At 63.0% G+C, this 16,550-nt stretch carries 16 protein-coding genes; 12 read left to right on the top strand and 4 right to left on the bottom strand.

The genetic code is table 11. From position 1 onward, the window contains the following. Window positions 1–6 precede the first annotated feature (6 nt). Window positions 7–1,137: a GTP 3',8-cyclase MoaA gene (gene moaA / locus C404_RS45270; RefSeq protein WP_021195385.1), complete on the bottom strand. Its 1,131-nt coding sequence runs from the start codon at window positions 1,135–1,137 to the stop codon at window positions 7–9. Window positions 1,138–1,325: 188 nt separating this feature from the next. Next, on the bottom strand, window positions 1,326–4,370 hold the full coding sequence (locus tag C404_RS45265) for an Rne/Rng family ribonuclease (protein ID WP_031329514.1): 3,045 nt from the start codon (window positions 4,368–4,370) through the stop codon (window positions 1,326–1,328). Window positions 4,371–5,098: 728 nt separating this feature from the next. On the opposite strand from C404_RS45265, the gene C404_RS45260 reads away from it, so the two are divergent. Genes C404_RS45260 through C404_RS45245 form a run of 4 tightly spaced genes read left to right on the top strand, consistent with a single transcriptional unit; the run spans window position 5,099 to window position 8,322 of the window. Continuing rightward, the gene (locus tag C404_RS45260) at window positions 5,099–6,127 is read left to right on the top strand and encodes an RluA family pseudouridine synthase (protein ID WP_021195383.1); all 1,029 of its coding nucleotides are present in this window, start codon (window positions 5,099–5,101) and stop codon (window positions 6,125–6,127) included. Then, window positions 6,108–6,767 carry an HAD-IA family hydrolase gene (locus C404_RS45255; protein WP_021195382.1) on the top strand — a complete coding sequence of 220 codons (660 nt, stop codon included), beginning with the start codon at window positions 6,108–6,110 and terminating at the stop codon, window positions 6,765–6,767. Before C404_RS45260 ends, C404_RS45255 begins: the two co-directional genes overlap by 20 nt. Further along, complete coding sequence (locus tag C404_RS45250; protein ID WP_021195381.1) at window positions 6,760–7,161, top strand: Rieske (2Fe-2S) protein; 402 nt, start codon at window positions 6,760–6,762, stop codon at window positions 7,159–7,161. The genes C404_RS45255 and C404_RS45250 overlap by 8 nt, the downstream gene beginning before the upstream one ends. 48 nt (window positions 7,162–7,209) lie before the next feature. Continuing rightward, the gene (locus C404_RS45245; protein ID WP_021195380.1) at window positions 7,210–8,322 is read left to right on the top strand and encodes a S49 family peptidase; all 1,113 of its coding nucleotides are present in this window, start codon (window positions 7,210–7,212) and stop codon (window positions 8,320–8,322) included. On the opposite strand, the gene C404_RS45240 is transcribed toward C404_RS45245, so the two are convergent. After that, window positions 8,323–9,054, bottom strand: coding sequence for an SAM-dependent methyltransferase (locus C404_RS45240; RefSeq protein ID WP_021195379.1), 732 nt, complete (start codon window positions 9,052–9,054; stop codon window positions 8,323–8,325). It lies immediately after the preceding gene. A gap of 3 nt (window positions 9,055–9,057) precedes the next feature. After that, complete coding sequence (locus tag C404_RS45235) at window positions 9,058–9,654, bottom strand: Maf-like protein (RefSeq protein WP_021195378.1); 597 nt, start codon at window positions 9,652–9,654, stop codon at window positions 9,058–9,060. A 220-nt stretch (window positions 9,655–9,874) separates the two neighbouring features. Here C404_RS45235 and C404_RS45230 point away from each other — a divergent pair, with 220 nt between their 5' ends. The 8 genes from C404_RS45230 (at window position 9,875) to fabF (ending at window position 16,475) form a co-directional block, all read left to right on the top strand. Further along, window positions 9,875–10,411 (top strand): YceD family protein, encoded by a 537-nt coding sequence (locus tag C404_RS45230; protein ID WP_021195377.1) that lies wholly within the window; start codon window positions 9,875–9,877, stop codon window positions 10,409–10,411. A 115-nt stretch (window positions 10,412–10,526) separates the two neighbouring features. After that, entirely contained in the window at window positions 10,527–10,706 is a 180-nt protein-coding gene (gene rpmF, locus C404_RS45225; protein WP_003268823.1) for a 50S ribosomal protein L32, read from the top strand. A gap of 188 nt (window positions 10,707–10,894) precedes the next feature. After that, a complete protein-coding gene (plsX, locus tag C404_RS45220; protein ID WP_021195376.1) occupies window positions 10,895–11,956 on the top strand; it encodes a phosphate acyltransferase PlsX in 1,062 nt (353 codons plus the stop codon). A 37-nt stretch (window positions 11,957–11,993) separates the two neighbouring features. Then, on the top strand, window positions 11,994–12,974 hold the full coding sequence (locus tag C404_RS45215; protein ID WP_021195375.1) for a beta-ketoacyl-ACP synthase III: 981 nt from the start codon (window positions 11,994–11,996) through the stop codon (window positions 12,972–12,974). A gap of 32 nt (window positions 12,975–13,006) precedes the next feature. Then, the gene (fabD, locus tag C404_RS45210) at window positions 13,007–13,936 is read left to right on the top strand and encodes an ACP S-malonyltransferase (RefSeq protein WP_021195374.1); all 930 of its coding nucleotides are present in this window, start codon (window positions 13,007–13,009) and stop codon (window positions 13,934–13,936) included. 14 nt (window positions 13,937–13,950) lie between these two features. Further along, a complete protein-coding gene (gene fabG / locus C404_RS45205; protein ID WP_021195373.1) occupies window positions 13,951–14,700 on the top strand; it encodes a 3-oxoacyl-ACP reductase FabG in 750 nt (249 codons plus the stop codon). Window positions 14,701–14,886: 186 nt separating this feature from the next. Beyond that, entirely contained in the window at window positions 14,887–15,126 is a 240-nt protein-coding gene (gene acpP, locus C404_RS45200; RefSeq protein ID WP_021195372.1) for an acyl carrier protein, read from the top strand. Between the two features lie 113 nt (window positions 15,127–15,239). Further along, window positions 15,240–16,475 (top strand): beta-ketoacyl-ACP synthase II, encoded by a 1,236-nt coding sequence (gene fabF / locus C404_RS45195; RefSeq protein ID WP_021195371.1) that lies wholly within the window; start codon window positions 15,240–15,242, stop codon window positions 16,473–16,475. Window positions 16,476–16,550 lie beyond the last annotated feature (75 nt).

Genomic DNA, 16,550 nt, shown 5'->3' with positions numbered 1-16,550 from the left:
GCGGGTTCAGCCGCCGATGTAGGACATTTCGATGCGCCGGCCGGCCGGATGGCCCTGGCCATTGGCGCGCAGTTCGGAGTAGCGATCTGCGCGGCCCTGCCAGATGGCGCGGATCGCGTTGGAGAGTTCGAGGTCAGTCGTGCCGCCGCGTAGCAGGGCGCGCAGGTCGAAGCCTTCGGTCGCGAACAGGCACAGGTACAGCTTGCCCTCAGTCGAGAGCCGCGCGCGCGTGCAGTCGTGGCAGAACGCTTGCGTGACGCTGGAGATCACGCCGATCTCGCCCGCGCCATCCACGTAGCGCCAGCGCTCGGCCGTCTCGCCGCTGTAGTTGGCCGAAACCGGCTCCAGCGGAAACGCTTCAGACAGGCGCTTGACCACCTCAGCAGACGGTACGACGGAGCCCATCTCCCAGTGGTTGGTCGTGCCCACGTCCATGTATTCGATGAAACGCACGATGATGCCGCTACCCCGGAAATGGCGGGCCATCGGCACGATCTGGCTGTCGTTGTCGTCTTTCTTGACGACCATGTTGACCTTGAGCGGCGCGAGGCCCACCTTCTGTGCGACCTCGATACCGTGCAGTACCTCGCTCACGGCAAAATCAACGTCGTTCATGCGGCGGAAGGCCGCATCGTCAATGGCATCCAGACTGACGGTCACGCGGTTGAGCCCGGCATCCTTGAGTGACTGCGCCTTGCGCGCCAGCAGGGCACCGTTGGTGGTCAGCGTGAGGTCCAGTGGTTTGCCCTCGGCGGTGGTCAGGCGCGCGAGCATTTCGACCAAGCGCTCGATGTCCTTGCGCAGCAGCGGCTCGCCACCGGTCAGGCGGATCTTCTCGACGCCGTGCTCGATGAACAGGCGCGCCATGCGCTCGATCTCTTCGAACGACAGCAGTTCGGAGTGACGCAGGAAACGGTAGTCCTTGTCGAACACATCCTTCGGCATGCAGTAGACGCAGCGAAAGTTGCAGCGGTCTGTGACCGAGATACGCAGATCGTGCAGCCGACGGCCGCGTGTATCCGTCAGCCAGCCCTGTGCCGGGACGAGCGTGTCCGGCACGGCAGGCACCGTAGCGCGATGGTGCTGGCCATCACGTACATCACGCAGATCGTAGAGGGGGATGACGGTTTCGGTCATGGTGTGTTGCGGCGCGTCAATCCACGAAGCAGGACAGGACGATCACGCTGGATACAGCTTCGAGTGTAGCGCAGCCCCCGTTTGACGCGGGGAGCACAATTCAGGCCCTGCAAGTCGTGCACAGGAAAAAGGGCGGCCGAAGCCGCCCTCAGGCAATGCCGCCGGCGGTTGCCCGCCGGGTAGATTGCTTACTGCTGGTCTGCACCGCTTGGCGTGCGGCCGGTCTCAACCAGGATCATTGGGCCTTGCTGGATCGGCGGCAGCGGCTTGCGCTCACGTGGCACGCGCGGCGGCGTGACGGTGCGGGCAGCTTCCTCCTGCGAGGCTTGCAGCTTTTGCGCATCCGTATGGACCCACGTCATGCCGACATTGGTCACCACGCTTTGCAGCGTTTCGACGGACAGCGGCGCAGCCTTGGCGACCGTGCTGACCGGTGCCGGTGCAGCGGCCATCGCAGTTTCGACAGCAGCCTCGGCAGCTTCAATTGCCGGAGCGGCAGCCACCACGGCCGGTTCAGCCGGCTGCACAACAGGCGCGGCGGCGACTGGTGCCACGACTTCAGCCGAAAGCACGGGCTCCTGGACCACCGGGGCCGGCGCTTCGACCGGTGCGAACGACACAGTCTGCACCGGCTCAGTCACGGTTGAGTGCGGTGCCGGCTCGGCGGGCTGGTTAGCTTCAGGCCCAGCATGCACTTCGGTTTCTGCGATGGCGTTTTCGCTGCCTTCCGCGTCGTCTTCACCTTCAGCGCGCACGCCTTCTGCGCCTTCGCGATCACGGCGATAGCGGTTGCGACCACGACGACCACGACGGCGGCGCTCTTCGCCCTCACCGTTGCCTTCTGCGCCCGGAGCCACGCCTTCTGCGCCGGTGACTTCTGCCGGAACCGTGGTGTCGAGCAGGGCTTGCTGTACTTGCGGTGCAGCAGCTTGGTCGATCAGGTCCTCTGCTGCCAGCGGAGTTGCGGCGGCAGCTTCCTTGGCTTGTTGATCGCGTTCGCGGTTTTCACGCGGTTCGCGCGGTTCGCGGGCCTCACGACCTTCACGGCCCTCGCGGGCACCTTCGCGCGGCTGGCGCTCACGGCGTTCCTGGTTGCGCTCGCGGCGGCCTTGGCCCTGATTCTGACCGTCGGCGCGGGCTTCCTGGCCGTGTTGCGGCTGGCGGGCTTCAGCGGTTTCGCGCGCGCCGCCTTCGACCTGAGCTGGCTGACGGTTGCGATCACGATTGCCGCGTTGGCCGTCACGTTGACCTTCGCGCTGGCCCTGTTGTTGCTGACCTTCGCGGGCTTCGTTGCGGTCACGGCCTTGGCGGTTGCCATCGCGGCCGTTCTGGCCTTGGCCTTGACCCTGGCGCTCGCCACGTTCTGCGCGTTCGCCACGCTGGCCGCGGCCACCGCGATCCTGGCGGCCGCCACGGTCGCGGCGGTTGGCATCTTCAGCGCGTTGTTTCGGAGCCTCAACTGGGGCTGCTACCACCGGCTCAGCCGGCTTGCCGCCAAACAGCGACTTCAGCCACGAAATGAAACCACCTTGTGCGGGCACCGGCGCAGCCACTTGCGGGGCAGCGGGGGGCTCGGTGCGAGCCGGACGCTCCGGACGCGGCACCGACACCGGCGCCGGCTGCTCCGGCGTGATGCCCTTGACGGCGGCTTCCTGACGCGGCTTGGCAGCTTCCTTGCGGGTGCTGTAGGCGGTGTCGGCTTCCAGTTCCTTGGCGGCTTCCTCGGCCATCTTGTAGCTGGCCTTGGTGTCGTCCAGGCGCGGATCGTCGTGGCGCAGGCGCTCGAGCTTGTAGTGCGGCGTCTCGAGGTGCTTGTTCGGGATCAGCAGGACGTTGACCTTGAAGCGTGTCTCGATCAGGTTGATGTCCTGGCGCTTCTCGTTGAGCAGGAATGCAGCCACTTCCACCGGCACCTGGCAGTGCAGCGCGGCGGTGTTTTCCTTCATCGCCTCTTCCTGGATGATGCGCAGCACCTGCAGGGCAGACGATTCGGTATCGCGGATGTGGCCCGTGCCGTTACAGCGCGGGCAGGTGACGTGCGAGCCTTCCGACAGCGACGGACGCAGGCGCTGGCGCGACAGTTCCATCAGGCCGAAGCGGCTGATCTTGCCCATCTGCACGCGGGCGCGGTCGTGGCGCAGCGCGTCTTTCAGACGGGTTTCGACGTCCTTCTGGGCCTTGCTCGACTCCATGTCGATGAAGTCGATCACGATCAGGCCGCCAAGGTCGCGCAGGCGGAGCTGGCGGGCGATCTCGTCGGCGGCTTCGAGGTTGGTGCGCGCGGCAGTTTCCTCGATGTCGGCGCCCTTGGTGGCGCGTGCCGAGTTCACGTCGATGGCGACCAGCGCCTCGGTGTGGTCGATCACGATGGCGCCGCCCGAGGGCAGCATCACCATGCGCGAGTACGCCGATTCAATCTGGTGTTCGATCTGGAAGCGCGAGAACAGGGGCACGTCGTCGCGGTACTTCTTCACCCGATTCATGTTGTCGGGCATCACCACGCTCATGAAGGCGCGGGCCTGATCGTAGATATCGTCCGTATCGATCAGGATTTCACCGATATCCGGCTGGAAGTAATCGCGAATCGCGCGGATCACCAGGCTGGATTCGAGATAGATCAGCAGCGGCGCCTTGTTATCGACGGCAGCGCCATCGACGGCCTTCCACAGCTGCATGAGGTAGTTCAAGTCCCACTGCAGCTCTTCAGCCGAACGGCCGATGCCGGCGGTGCGGGCGATGATGCTCATGCCGTCCGGCACTTCCAGCTGCGCCATGGTTTCGCGCAGTTCCTGGCGGTCTTCGCCCTCGATGCGGCGCGACACGCCACCGCCACGCGGGTTGTTCGGCATCAGCACCAGGTAGCGGCCGGCCAGCGAGATGAACGTGGTCAGGGCTGCGCCCTTGTTGCCACGCTCTTCTTTCTCAACCTGGACGATCAGCTCCTGGCCTTCGCGCAGCGCATCCTGGATGCGCGCGTTGCGCACGTCCACGCCGTCCTTGAAATAGGCGCGGGCGACTTCCTTGAAGGGGAGGAAACCGTGCCGCTCTTCGCCGTAGTTGACGAAGCAGGCTTCCAGCGACGGTTCGATGCGGGTGATGACACCCTTGTAGATATTGCCTTTGCGCTGTTCGCGCCCGGCGGTTTCGATGTCGATATCGATCAGTTTCTGACCATCGACAATGGCGACGCGCAATTCTTCTTGCTGCGTCGCATTGAACAACATGCGTTTCATTGCAACCTCACTCCGATGCCGTGCATGCACGGCGCTTCATGGAGCACGCGAAGGCGGAGCGGGTGGTCAACGAATTGCCGGGGTGTCGGCCGATGAAAAGACGGCGCGACGGGGCACGGGCGAAAGAAATGAGGGCGTCACGGATGGCAGGGCGGAGTTCGCAGACGCGGTTGGCGTCTTGTCGCGCGTCCTGTCACTCGTGCCACGGGCCCAACGCGTTGTGCGGGCGGGCCGGCGGCGGCGAGTCGCGTGAAGCGACCACAAAGAGCGAATAGACGGCGCGGCGTGTCCGGGCGAAACCCGCGGCGGGGCGAATCGGGCGGCGTGCTGCTTGTTGGAGTTTTGCCGCCGGACCGCCATGGCAACGCGGTAACCGGATACTGAGCCGGCCGGCACCAACTGTGGTGCGGCAAGGGCTTCTTTCACCAAGCGGGCGCCGTATGGAGACCATGTGGCGCCCGCTTTTGAATTCTGTTCTACCAGCTGCTCGTTCTACGCTGGCCGATCTTGCCGACGTGATCTTTGGTTCACGTCCTGCGCGATGGGACAGCGGTGCGTGCTGCTTTCGTGCCGATTGGACCGGCCACGTGATTAGCTTTGTAACACAAGTGGGTGGGGAATCGGCACGTTCCGGACGGAAACGGTGGCTGTGTACAATAGCTGTTGTTTCGTCCCGACCGGCTTTGCTGGCGCCTAAACGACTGTCCAGCGAGAAAATTATATTGAAAATGAATGAGTTACGCCATCCATTTGATGGCCGCATTCAACAGGCCGCACGTGACGCACTCGATGGCAAATCCGTCGCCTATGTGGAAATCGGTGAAGACGCCGAAGGGCAGCGCATCGACAATTTCCTGATGCGCTTGGCCAAGGGCGTGCCCAAGAGCCATATCTACCGCATCCTGCGCTCCGGCGAGGTGCGCGTGAATAAAGGTCGGATTGATGCCGAATACCGTCTGAAACTCGGCGATCTGGTGCGCATTCCGCCGCTTCGGATCGCTCAGCAGACTGAAGCGCCGCGTGTGGTGCCGGCGGCCGAATTCACGATCCTCCACGAAGATGCGCACCTGTTGGTGATTGATAAGCCGGCCGGCGTGGCCGTGCACGGCGGCTCGGGTGTCGCTTTCGGGGTGATCGAGCAGTTGCGTCAATCGCGTCCGGACGCCAAATTCCTTGAGTTGGTGCATCGCCTGGATCGCGAGACTTCTGGCGTCTTGCTGCTCGCCAAGAAGCGCTCGGCACTGGTGGCGCTGCACGAGCAGATCCGCGAAGGCCAGCTCGACAAGCGCTATTTCGCTGCCGTGAAGGGCGTCTGGCCGCACAAGCGCCAGCACATCAAATCGCCGCTGCACAAATTCACCACGCCCGAAGGCGAGCGCCGCGTGCGCGTGCAGGCAGATGGGCAGCCATCGCACACGATTTTCAACAAGGTCGGCGTGTTTGGGCCGTACACCCTGCTTGAGGCGGAGTTGAAAACCGGCCGCACGCACCAGATTCGCGTGCATCTGGCACATGCGGGCTTCCCGATCCTTGGTGATGACAAGTACGGTGATTTCGCGCTCAACAAGGCGCTATCGCGCGCGAACGCCTCACCGCGGCTGGGGCGGATGTTCCTGCACGCGCATCGCCTGCAATTGACGCACCCGCATAGCGGTGAAATCGTCACATTCAACGCGCCGCTGCCGGCCGAGTGCGCCGATTTCCTCAACGCCTTCCAATCTGAGAGTCCCGATCCCGATGCCCCAGCAGCGCTTTGACCTGATCGTCTTCGACTGGGACGGTACGTTGATGGATTCGACGTCGGCGATTACCCGGTCGATCCAGCTTGCGTGCCGGGATCTGGATCTGCCCGTGCCGGATGATGCGCACGCCAGCCACGTGATCGGTCTGGGGCTGCGCGATGCGCTCGAATACGCGGTGCCGACGCTCGACCCGGCCGACTACGGCAAGTTGGCAGAACGTTATCGTTTTCATTACCTCAGCCGCGATTCGCAACTGGTGCTGTTTCCGGGCGTGCGCGAGATGCTCGATGCACTGCGCGGCGAAAATTACCTGCTGGCCGTGGCGACCGGCAAGTCGCGCATCGGCCTGCAGCGTGCGCTGGAGGTCACAGGCCTGACCGGCGTGTTCGACAACACGCGTTGCGCTGACGAGACGTTCTCCAAGCCGCATCCGGCGATGCTGCTCGAACTCACGCGCGACCTCGGGATGGATGTCGAGCGCACGCTCATGATTGGTGACACCACGCACGACTTGCAGATGGCCGCCAATGCGGGGGCTGCCGGTGTGGCCGTCACATACGGCGCGCACCCTGCCGATGTACTGCATGCGCTCACGCCGCTGTACTGCGCGCAATCGGTCGCTGATCTGCATCGCTGGCTGGCTGACCATGCCTGAAATGACCGAACCGGTTCGTATTTGCGAAAGCGCCGCGCTGGAAGATGGCGGTCTAGGCGTGCGTTTCCCCGTGGAAGTGCGTGGGCGTACGGTGAGCGCTTTCGTCGTCCGCTACGCAGGCGACGTGCATGGCTACCTGAACCAGTGCGCGCACGTGCCGATGGAAATGGACTGGCAGGAAGGCCAGTTTTTTGAAAGCTCCGGGCTGTATCTGATGTGCGCCACACATGGCGCCATCTATGAGCCGGATACCGGTCGCTGTGTCGGTGGGCCGTGCCGAGGCTCGCATCTGTCCAAGCTCGACATTGCCGAGCGCGACGGCGAGGTCTGGTGGCAGCCCGACGCGTTGTTTCGCATGCCGGCACCCGCACCGGCGCCGATTCCACCGGCATGATGGTGTCGTCCATCTTCTCGATCTCCTCGAACGTTTTCCACTTCGTCTATGACCGACTCGAATCCGCCGAAAGGGCCTGAAAACGCACCCGAAGAGGGCGCCGGCAAACCGGAAGCACTGGAAGTCACGCGGCACGCCGATCACCCGCTCGAAGCTGAGCTGCGTGATCCGGCCGCCGGCAAGCCTGCATCTGCGGCTCCCGCGTCGGCCCAGGCGCAGCCGAGTGGCTGGGAGCGCGAGGTACTCGAAAAGGTACTCATGGCGACGGTGCGTGAGCAACGCGCTGCGCGCCGCTGGCGCATCTTTTTCCGCTTCGTGTTGCTGGGTATCGTTGGTCTGATTCTTTGGGCGTTCGCCAGCTTCGAGGGCGAGACCGTCAGCACCGGTCGCCACACCGCAGTGGTCAACCTCGATGGCGAGATTGCCGCCAGCACGAACGCCAGCGCCGAGAACATCAATGCATCGCTCGAAGCCGCGTTTGCCGATGACAACACGGTCGGCGTGATCCTCAAGATCAATTCGCCGGGTGGCTCGCCGGTGCAGGCGGGCATGATCAATGACGACATCCGCCGCTTGCGTGCCAAGTACAAGAACATTCCGCTGTACGTGGTGGTGGAGGAGATGTGCGCCTCGGGTGGTTACTACGTGGCCGCGGCGGCTGACAAGATCTATGTCGACAAGGCCAGCATCGTTGGCTCGATCGGCGTGCTGATGGACGGCTTCGGCTTTACTGGCCTGATGGACAAGGTCGGTGTGGAGCGCCGCTTGCTCACGGCTGGCTCGAACAAGGGAATGCTGGACCCGTTCTCGCCGGTGTCGCCGCAGCAGAAGCAGTACGCGCAGGACATGCTCAACGACATCCACCAGCAGTTCATCGACGTGGTCAAGCAAGGTCGCGGCAACCGTCTGAAGGACGATCCGACGCTGTTCACGGGCTTGTTCTGGACTGGCTCGAAGGCGATTGAGCTGGGTCTGGCCGATGGGCTTGGTAGTGCGGATTTCGTGGCGCGCAACGTGATCAAGGCGCCGGACGTGGTCGACTACACGGTCAAGGAAAACTTCGCCTCGCGCGTTGCCCGCAAGCTTGGCACGGCGATGGGCGCGGGGGCCGTCAAGGCGCTGGCCGCGACGGGCCAGCTCAAGCTGCTGATGAAGGAATAATCAGCGCGCCAGGAGTGAGAAGATCGCCGGCCGCTTGTGCAAATCCATGCGGTCGGCGCGCCAGTCGCTCACGGGCAGCGTCACCACCTGCTCGCTGGGCAACGTCAGATCTACCGCGATGGAAAGCAGCGTGCCCGGTGCGCAACCGGCCTGGATGGCTTCCAGCAGCGCGCCGTTGCGGTACGGCGTCTCAATAAAGACCTGGGTTTGCCCCGCTGAGCGTGAGAGCTGTTCCAGCGCACGCAGCTTGGTCTTGCGCTCAGCCGCATCCACCGGCAGGTAGCCGTTAAACGCAAAGCTCTGGCCATTCAGGCCGGATGCCATCACCGCCAGCAGAAGCGAACTTGGCCCCACCAGCGGCTTCACGCGCACGCCGTGCTGGTGGGCGAGGCGCACGAGGTTGGCGCCCGGATCGGCCACGGCCGGCACGCCCGCTTCCGACATCAGCCCTGCGTCTTGCCCGGCAACGATCGGCGCCAGCAGTGCTTTCAGTTCTGAATCCGGCGTCTTGACGTTGAGTTCGCGGATGGTGATTTCCTGCAGCGGGCGCGCCAGTGGCGTGGTTTCAGCCAGCTTCTTCAGTAGCGCGCGCGCCGTCTTGGCGTGCTCGGCAACGAAGTAGTCGAGCTGGGCAGTGATCTGCTGTACGCCCGCGGGAATCACGTCGGGCAACGGGTCGGCCGCATCGCGCGAGCCGAGTGTGTTCGGGATGAGATAAAGCGTGCCAGCCATGATTTAGGCGAAGAGGGGGTAGTGCACGTTGCGCAGCATGCTGGTCAGCGCGATGAGCGGCAGGCCGACCAGGGCCGTCGGGTCGGACGATTCCACGCGCTCCAGCAGGGCGATGCCCAGCCCCTCGGATTTGGCGCTGCCGGCCACGTCGTAGGGGTGCTCCAAGTGCAGGTAGGCGTCCAGCTCGGCATCGGAGAGGTCGCGGAACGTCGCCAGCGTGCGGACATCCTCACTTTGATGCTGCCCGGTGCGGCCGTCGTACAGGCACAACGCCGAGTGGAATGTGACGGTACGTCCACGCATCCAATGCAGTTGAGCGAGTGCGCGGGCGTGATCGCCAGGCTTGCCGACCTGCTTGCCGTCCAGCGTGGCCACCTGGTCGGAGCCGATCACCAGCGCGCCCGGATAGTCCAACGCCACCTTTTCCGCCTTCTGTCGGGCCAGACGTAGCGCGGTCTGGTCGGGCGATTCGCCGGGCGCAGGGGTCTCGTCGATGTTCGGCACCACGATTTCAAACGGCAGGCGCAGGCGTTCAAGCAATTCCCGCCGATAAGGTGAGCTGGAGCCGAGAATCAGCGGCGGACGCGAGGCAGAAGTCATAAGTGCTTGAAGATGCAGTGGTTTTTGAGCGAAAACCTTTTGACGTAAGAGGTTTTTGTTCGCTATAATCCCGCGTTTCGCGGTTTGGCCGCGCAGTGTCGCAAACCGGGCGCCCAGGCGCAAGATGCCGAAAGGTGTCGGGGTTCGCGCGCAAGGCGGCACAAATCAGGTTTCGCGCACATATCGGCAACAAGCGGCAACGCGTTCAGCGGGTTCGATCATGAATTTTCGATCATTCGATCTTTTCGCGTTCATCCGCAGTGGCGAGCAGGTAAGTGGCACGGTCGCCCTGGCCGATATGCCCCGTCTGCTGGCCGAGCAGGCCGCCGATGCGCCGGCTGATGCCAACAAGCCGTTCCGTTGGCAGATGCAGGGCACGGTGCGCGAGGAAGCCACTGCGGGTCAATCGGCCCGCCAGCGTCTCTTCGTTGATCTGGAAGTGGATGGTGTTGTCTGGCTGCAATGCCAGCGTTGCCTGCACGCTTATGAGCAATCGCTGCCGGTGCGTACGCGCCTGGAGGTGATGCGCTCGGAGGATGAGGCCGACGCGGCGCCGCTGGATGATGACGAGGCAGATGTCATCGTTGGCTCCCGCAACTTCGACCTGATCACGCAGATCGAAGACGAGTTGCTGCTGGCGCTGCCGGTGTCACCGCGTCATGCAGTCTGTCCGGATGAGGTCTTGCCGGAAGAGGCGGAAGCCGAAAAGAAGCCGTCGCCGTTCGCGGTGCTGGCCAATCTGAAGACCAAACATTAGGCGCACGCAGGTTTTGCGTGCGTTGATGGCAGTACGTTTCACACGCCTACCGGAATGGCTACGCTCCGGCTCCGTGTGATGTGATAAAATCGATCAAATTGCTTAGGAGTCAGTCATGGCTGTTCAACAAAACAAGAAGTCGCCGTCCAAGCGCGGCATGCATCGTTCGCACGACTTCCTCACCACGGCCCCGATCGCTGTCGAGCCGACCACGGGTGAAGTTCATCTGCGTCACCACGTGAGCCCGAACGGCTACTATCGTGGCCGCAAGGTTGTGAAGACCAAGAACGACTGATGCGATTTGCCAGTTCTCTGGCAAGCGCGTTGGGTTGGTCTGAACGCACAGGTTCATGATGCAAACGAAAAAGCGGCAAGCCAATTTGCCGCTTTTTTGTTGCGCAGAATTCGGCAAGACGTGGTCGGGTTTGTGTACCATACGGCGCCTATGCTGAAGCCGCACGTGAAACCGCAACTCAGACTCGCATGACCATCAAGCTTGCCATCGACTGCATGGGTGGCGATCACGGCGTTGGCGTGACGATCCCTGCAGCGATCCAATTTCTCGCCGCACACGAAGACGTCGAAATGCTGCTCGTCGGGCAGCCTGACGTCATTGCGGCGCAGCTCAAGCGTCTTCACGCTACCGCGAACCCCCGCATCCACGTCGTCCCTGCCTCCGAGGTGGTGTCGATGGACGATCCGGTGGAGGTCGCGCTGCGCAAGAAGAAAGACTCTTCGATGCGCGTGGCCATCAATCAGCTCAAGGAAGGCGCCGCACAGGCGTGCGTCTCTGCTGGCAATACCGGCGCCCTGATGGCTGTGTCGCGTTACGTTCTCAAAACGCTGGACGGCATCGATCGCCCAGCCATCGCCACCGCCATCCCGAACGAGAAGGGCTCCGGTACCACGGTGCTGGATCTCGGCGCCAACGCAGATTGCGAGCCCGAACACCTCTTGCAGTTCGCGCAGATGGCCTCGGCGATGGTGTCGGTGGTCGAGCAAAAGCCACGCCCGACGGTGGGCCTGCTCAACATTGGCGAAGAAGTCATCAAGGGCAACGAGGTCGTCAAGCAGGCGGGTGAGCTGCTGCGCGCTTCCGATCTCAACTTCTTTGGCAACGTTGAAGGCAACGACATCTTCAAGGGCACCACGGACATCGTCGTCTGCGACGGCTTTGTCGGCAACGTGGCGCTCAAGAGCACGGAGGGCCTCGCCAAGATGATCGGCGAGATGCTGCGCGAAGAATTCAGCCGCTCGTGGTTCACCAAGCTGCTCGCCGTGGTGGCACTGCCCGTGCTTTCGCGTTTCAAACGCCGTGTTGACCATCGGCGCTACAATGGCGCCGCGCTGCTCGGCCTGCGGGGCCTTGTCATCAAGAGCCACGGCTCGGCCGATGCCTATGCGTTTGAATGGGCGATCAAGCGCGCCTACGACGCAGCGGCCAACGGCGTGATCGCCCGCATTGCGCAGGCGTTCGAATCGCATCACGACGCAGCGGGCGCTGCGCCGGTCTCCACTTCCACTCCGGCCGCCGACGCCGCTTGAGCGCGTTGCCCCCGAGTCAGCATTCACCCCACTGCACATGACACGTTACGCAAGGATCATCGGCACGGGCAGCTACCTGCCGCCCAAGCGGGTCACCAATCAAGAACTGGCTGCACAACTGGCCGAAAAGGGCATCGAGACGAACGATGAATGGATCGTCACGCGCAGCGGCATTCGCGCGCGCCACTTTGCCGAACCCGATGTCACGTGTAGCGATCTCGCCGTCAAGGCAGCCGAGCGCGCCATTGAGGCCGCCGGCATCGATCGCTCTGAGATCGACCTGATTCTGGTGGCGACGTCCACGCCGGATTTCGTCTTCCCGAGCACGGCTTGCCTTGTGCAGCAGAAACTGGGTATTACCAACGGCTGTGCTGCGTTCGACGTGCAGGCTGTGTGCTCCGGTTTTGTCTACGCGCTGTCGACGGCCGACAACTTCATTCGTTCCGGCGCGTACCGCAACGTGCTGGTGATCGGTTCGGAAGTCTTCTCGCGCATCATCGATTTCAATGACCGCACGACTTGCGTGCTGTTCGGTGATGGTGCGGGTGCCGGGGTGCTGCAGGCTTCCGACGAGCCAGGCATTCTGTCGACGGCCCTGCATGCTGACGGCAGCCACGCCAACATTCTGTGCGTGCCAGGCAATGTGGCCGCGGGCGCGATCCAGGGCAGTGCCTTTCTGTACATGGATGGCCAGGCCGTCTTCAAGTTGGCCGTGACAGTGCTCGACAAGGTGGCGCGTGAGGCGCTGGCCAAGGCTGAAATGGAGGCCTCGCAGGTCGACTGGCTGATCCCGCATCAAGCCAACATCCGCATCATGCAAGGCACGACCAAGAAATTGGGGCTGTCGAACGAACGCCTGATCGTCACCGTTGATGAGCATGGCAATACGTCGGCCGCTTCGATTCCGCTGGCGCTCGATGTTGCCGTGCGTGACGGGCGCATCCAGCGTGGCCAGCACGTGATGCTCGAAGGCGTGGGCGGCGGCTTTACGTGGGGCGCGGCACTGCTGCGCTTCTGATCGACGAATTTCCAGAACGAACAATACGAGCCATGACATTCGCTTTCGTCTTTCCCGGCCAGGGTTCGCAATCGGTCGGCATGCTCAATGCGTTTGCCGATCATCCGGCCGTGGCGGCCACGCTGGCCGAAGCCTCGGATGCACTGGGTCAGGACATCGGCAAGCTGATCGCCGAAGGTCCGGCTGAAGAGTTGAATCTGACCACCAACACGCAACCGGTCATGCTGACGGCTGCGGTGGCGGTCTATCGCGCATGGCAGGCGGCAGGTGGCCCGGTGCCGACCGTCGTGGCCGGCCACAGCCTGGGCGAGTACTCGGCGCTGGTCGCTGCTGGCGCGATCGCCTTCAAGGATGCCGTACCGCTGGTGCGTTTCCGCGCCAAGGCGATGCAGGAAGCTGTGCCGGTGGGCGAGGGCGGCATGGCTGCCATCCTCGGCTTGTCGGACGACGACGTGCGCGCTGCATGCGCCGAGGCATCGGTTGCAGGGGTGGTCGAAGCCGTGAACTTCAATGCGCCGGCCCAAGTGGTGATCGCGGGTGCTAAGGCCGCTGTCGAGAAGGCCTGCGAGATCGCCAAGGCCAAGGGCGCAAAGCGCGCGCTGCCGCTGCCGGTGTCAGCGCCGTTCCACTCGTCGCTGCTCAAGCCGGCATCGGATCGTCTGCGTGAATATCTCGCCAACGTAACGATCAACGCGCCAGTCATCCCCGTCATCAACAACGTGGACGTGGCGATCGTGAGCGATCCGGCAGCCATCAAGGATGCGCTGGTGCGCCAGGCTGCCTCGCCGGTGCGCTGGGTCGAGACTGTGCAGAAGATGAAAGCCGACGGCATCACCCGCGTGGTCGAGTGCGGCCCGGGCAAGGTACTGGCGGGCCTGGTGAAGCGTATCGACGGCGAGATCATCGGCGATGCGATCTTTGATCCGGCTTCGCTTGAGGCTGTGCTGGGCCAACTCAAATAATCAACGGGATTCGTATGACCCAAGCATTGAACAACCAAGTCGCGCTCGTCACCGGCGCGTCTCGCGGTATCGGCCGTGCCATCGCGCTGGAACTGGCACGCCAGGGCGCGACGGTGGTCGGTACGGCAACGTCGGACGCTGGTGCGCAAGCCATCACGGCCTACTTTGCCGAGGCCGGCGTGAAGGGTGTGGGCGTGGTGCTCAACGTGAATGATGCTGCGCGCTGCGAAGCCGTCATCGACGAGACCATCAAAACGCATGGCGGCCTGAACATTCTGGTCAACAATGCCGGCATCACACAAGACAACCTGGCGATGCGCATGAAGGACGAGGAGTGGGTGTCGGTCATCGACACGAATCTCTCCGCAGTGTTCCGTCTGTCGCGCGCCGTGCTGCGCCCGATGATGAAAGCGCGCGGTGGTCGCATCATCAACATCACCTCGGTGGTGGGCTCTGCGGGCAACCCCGGTCAGGCCAACTACGCCGCTGCCAAGGCTGGCGTGGAAGGCATGGCGCGTGCGCTGGCTCGCGAAATCGGCAGCCGTAATATCACGGTGAACTGCATCGCACCGGGCTTCATCGATACCGATATGACCAAGGTTCTGTCGGAAGAGCAACATACCGCGCTGAAGGCGCAGATTCCGCTGGGCCGTCTGGGCGCGCCGGAAGACATCGCCAGCGCGGTTGCCTTTCTGGCGTCACCGGCAGCCGGCTACATTACCGGCTCGACGTTGCACGTCAATGGCGGCATGTACATGGGATAAGGAAGCCGTCCCGGCGGCGATTGTGCAGGGTCTTGCGCATGCGCAGAATCCTGTGAAATCGCTGAATTAACTGGCTTTTAGCATCATGTTGGGCGCAGTTTTTGCAAGGATTCAGGCGCGGTTTTTCGCCGCGCAAACCTGCTAGAATGCGCGCACTTTTTGTCGAATACTTCCCTGGAGGGTTAAATGGACAACATCGAAGCACGCGTCAAGAAGATCGTCGCTGAACAACTCGGCGTCGCTGAAGGCGACATCAAGAACGAATCGTCGTTCGTGAACGATCTGGGCGCGGATTCGCTCGATACGGTTGAGCTGGTGATGGCTCTGGAAGACGAGTTCGGTATGGAAATCCCGGACGAGGAAGCCGAGAAGATCACCACGGTGCAACAGGCCATCGACTACGCGACCGCCCACGTCAAGGCGTAAGCGTCAATCGATCTCTTGACATCGCGGGCCACAGAAAGGGCGGTTGTCCGGTTTGACCGGGTGGCGCGCTTTCTGTGGCCTTTGTCGCTGATACAGAGTTGCAGGAAAGCATAGTGAGCCGTCGTCGCGTAGTCGTAACCGGCCTGGGGCTGGTCTCTCCGGTAGGAAACTCGGTCGCCGAAGCATGGGCCAATCTGGTCGCCGGCAAGACTGGGATCGCCACCATCACCAAATTCGATCATTCCGCGCTGGCCGTGCACTTCGCTGGTGAAGTGAAGGGCTTCAATGTCGAGGAATACGGTATCCCCGCCAATGAGGCGCGCCGCATGGATACCTTTATCCACTACGGCATTGCCGCGGGCGTGCAAGCGCTCAAGGACAGCGGGCTGGAGATCACCGAGGCCAACGCCGAGCGCATCGGCGTGTTGGTCGGCTCCGGCATTGGCGGTCTGCCGATGATCGAGGATACCCACGCTGAATACACGAATCGCGGCCCGCGCCGCATTTCTCCGTTCTTCGTGCCGGGTTCGATCATCAACATGATCTCGGGTCATCTGAGCATCATGTTCGGCCTGAAGGGGCCGAACCTGGCGGCCGTGACCGCCTGCACAACGGGTCTGCACAGCATTGGTCTGGCGGCTCGCCTGATTCAGGCTGGCGATGCCGATGTGATGGTTGCCGGTGGTGCCGAGTCGACCGTCTCGCCGTTGGGCATCGGCGGTTTTGCCGCGGCGCGCGCATTGTCGACCCGCAACGATGACCCCGCCACCGCGTCCCGTCCGTGGGACAAGGACCGCGACGGTTTCGTGCTGGGTGAAGGCGCCGGTGTGGTGGTGCTCGAGGAGTACGAAGCCGCCAAGGCACGTGGCGCCACGATCTATGCGGAAGTCTCGGGCTTCGGCATGAGCGGCGACGCATTCCACATGACTGCGCCGAACATGGATGGCCCGCGCCGCTGCATGCTCAACGCGCTACGTGATGCCGGCATCAATGCGGATCAGGTCCAGTACCTGAACGCGCATGGTACGTCGACGCCGCTGGGCGATAAGAACGAATCGGACGCCATCAAGGCGGCCTTTGGCGATCACGCCAGCAAGGTTGTCGTGAACTCCACGAAATCCATGACCGGCCACTTGCTGGGCGGGGCGGGGGGGCTGGAGTCGGTGTTTACGATTCTGGCGTTGCACAATCAGGTGTCGCCGCCGACCATCAACATCTTCAATCAGGATCCTGAGTGCGATCTCGATTACTGCGCCAATACCGCGCGTGATATGAAGATCGACGTGGCCGTGAAGAACAACTTCGGCTTTGGCGGGACCAACGGCACGCTGGTGTTTACGCGCCCATGACGCTATGCGGCGCGCAGCCTTCGGGTTGTGCGCCGTTTTCGCTCCCCATATCTTGGTTGTTCAGCGCATCGTTTT

Source organism: Ralstonia sp. AU12-08 (genome assembly GCF_000442475.1).
In the GTDB taxonomy this organism is placed as follows: Bacteria; Pseudomonadota; Gammaproteobacteria; order Burkholderiales; family Burkholderiaceae; genus Ralstonia; species Ralstonia insidiosa.
This window is presented reverse-complemented; position numbering and strand designations above follow the sequence as displayed.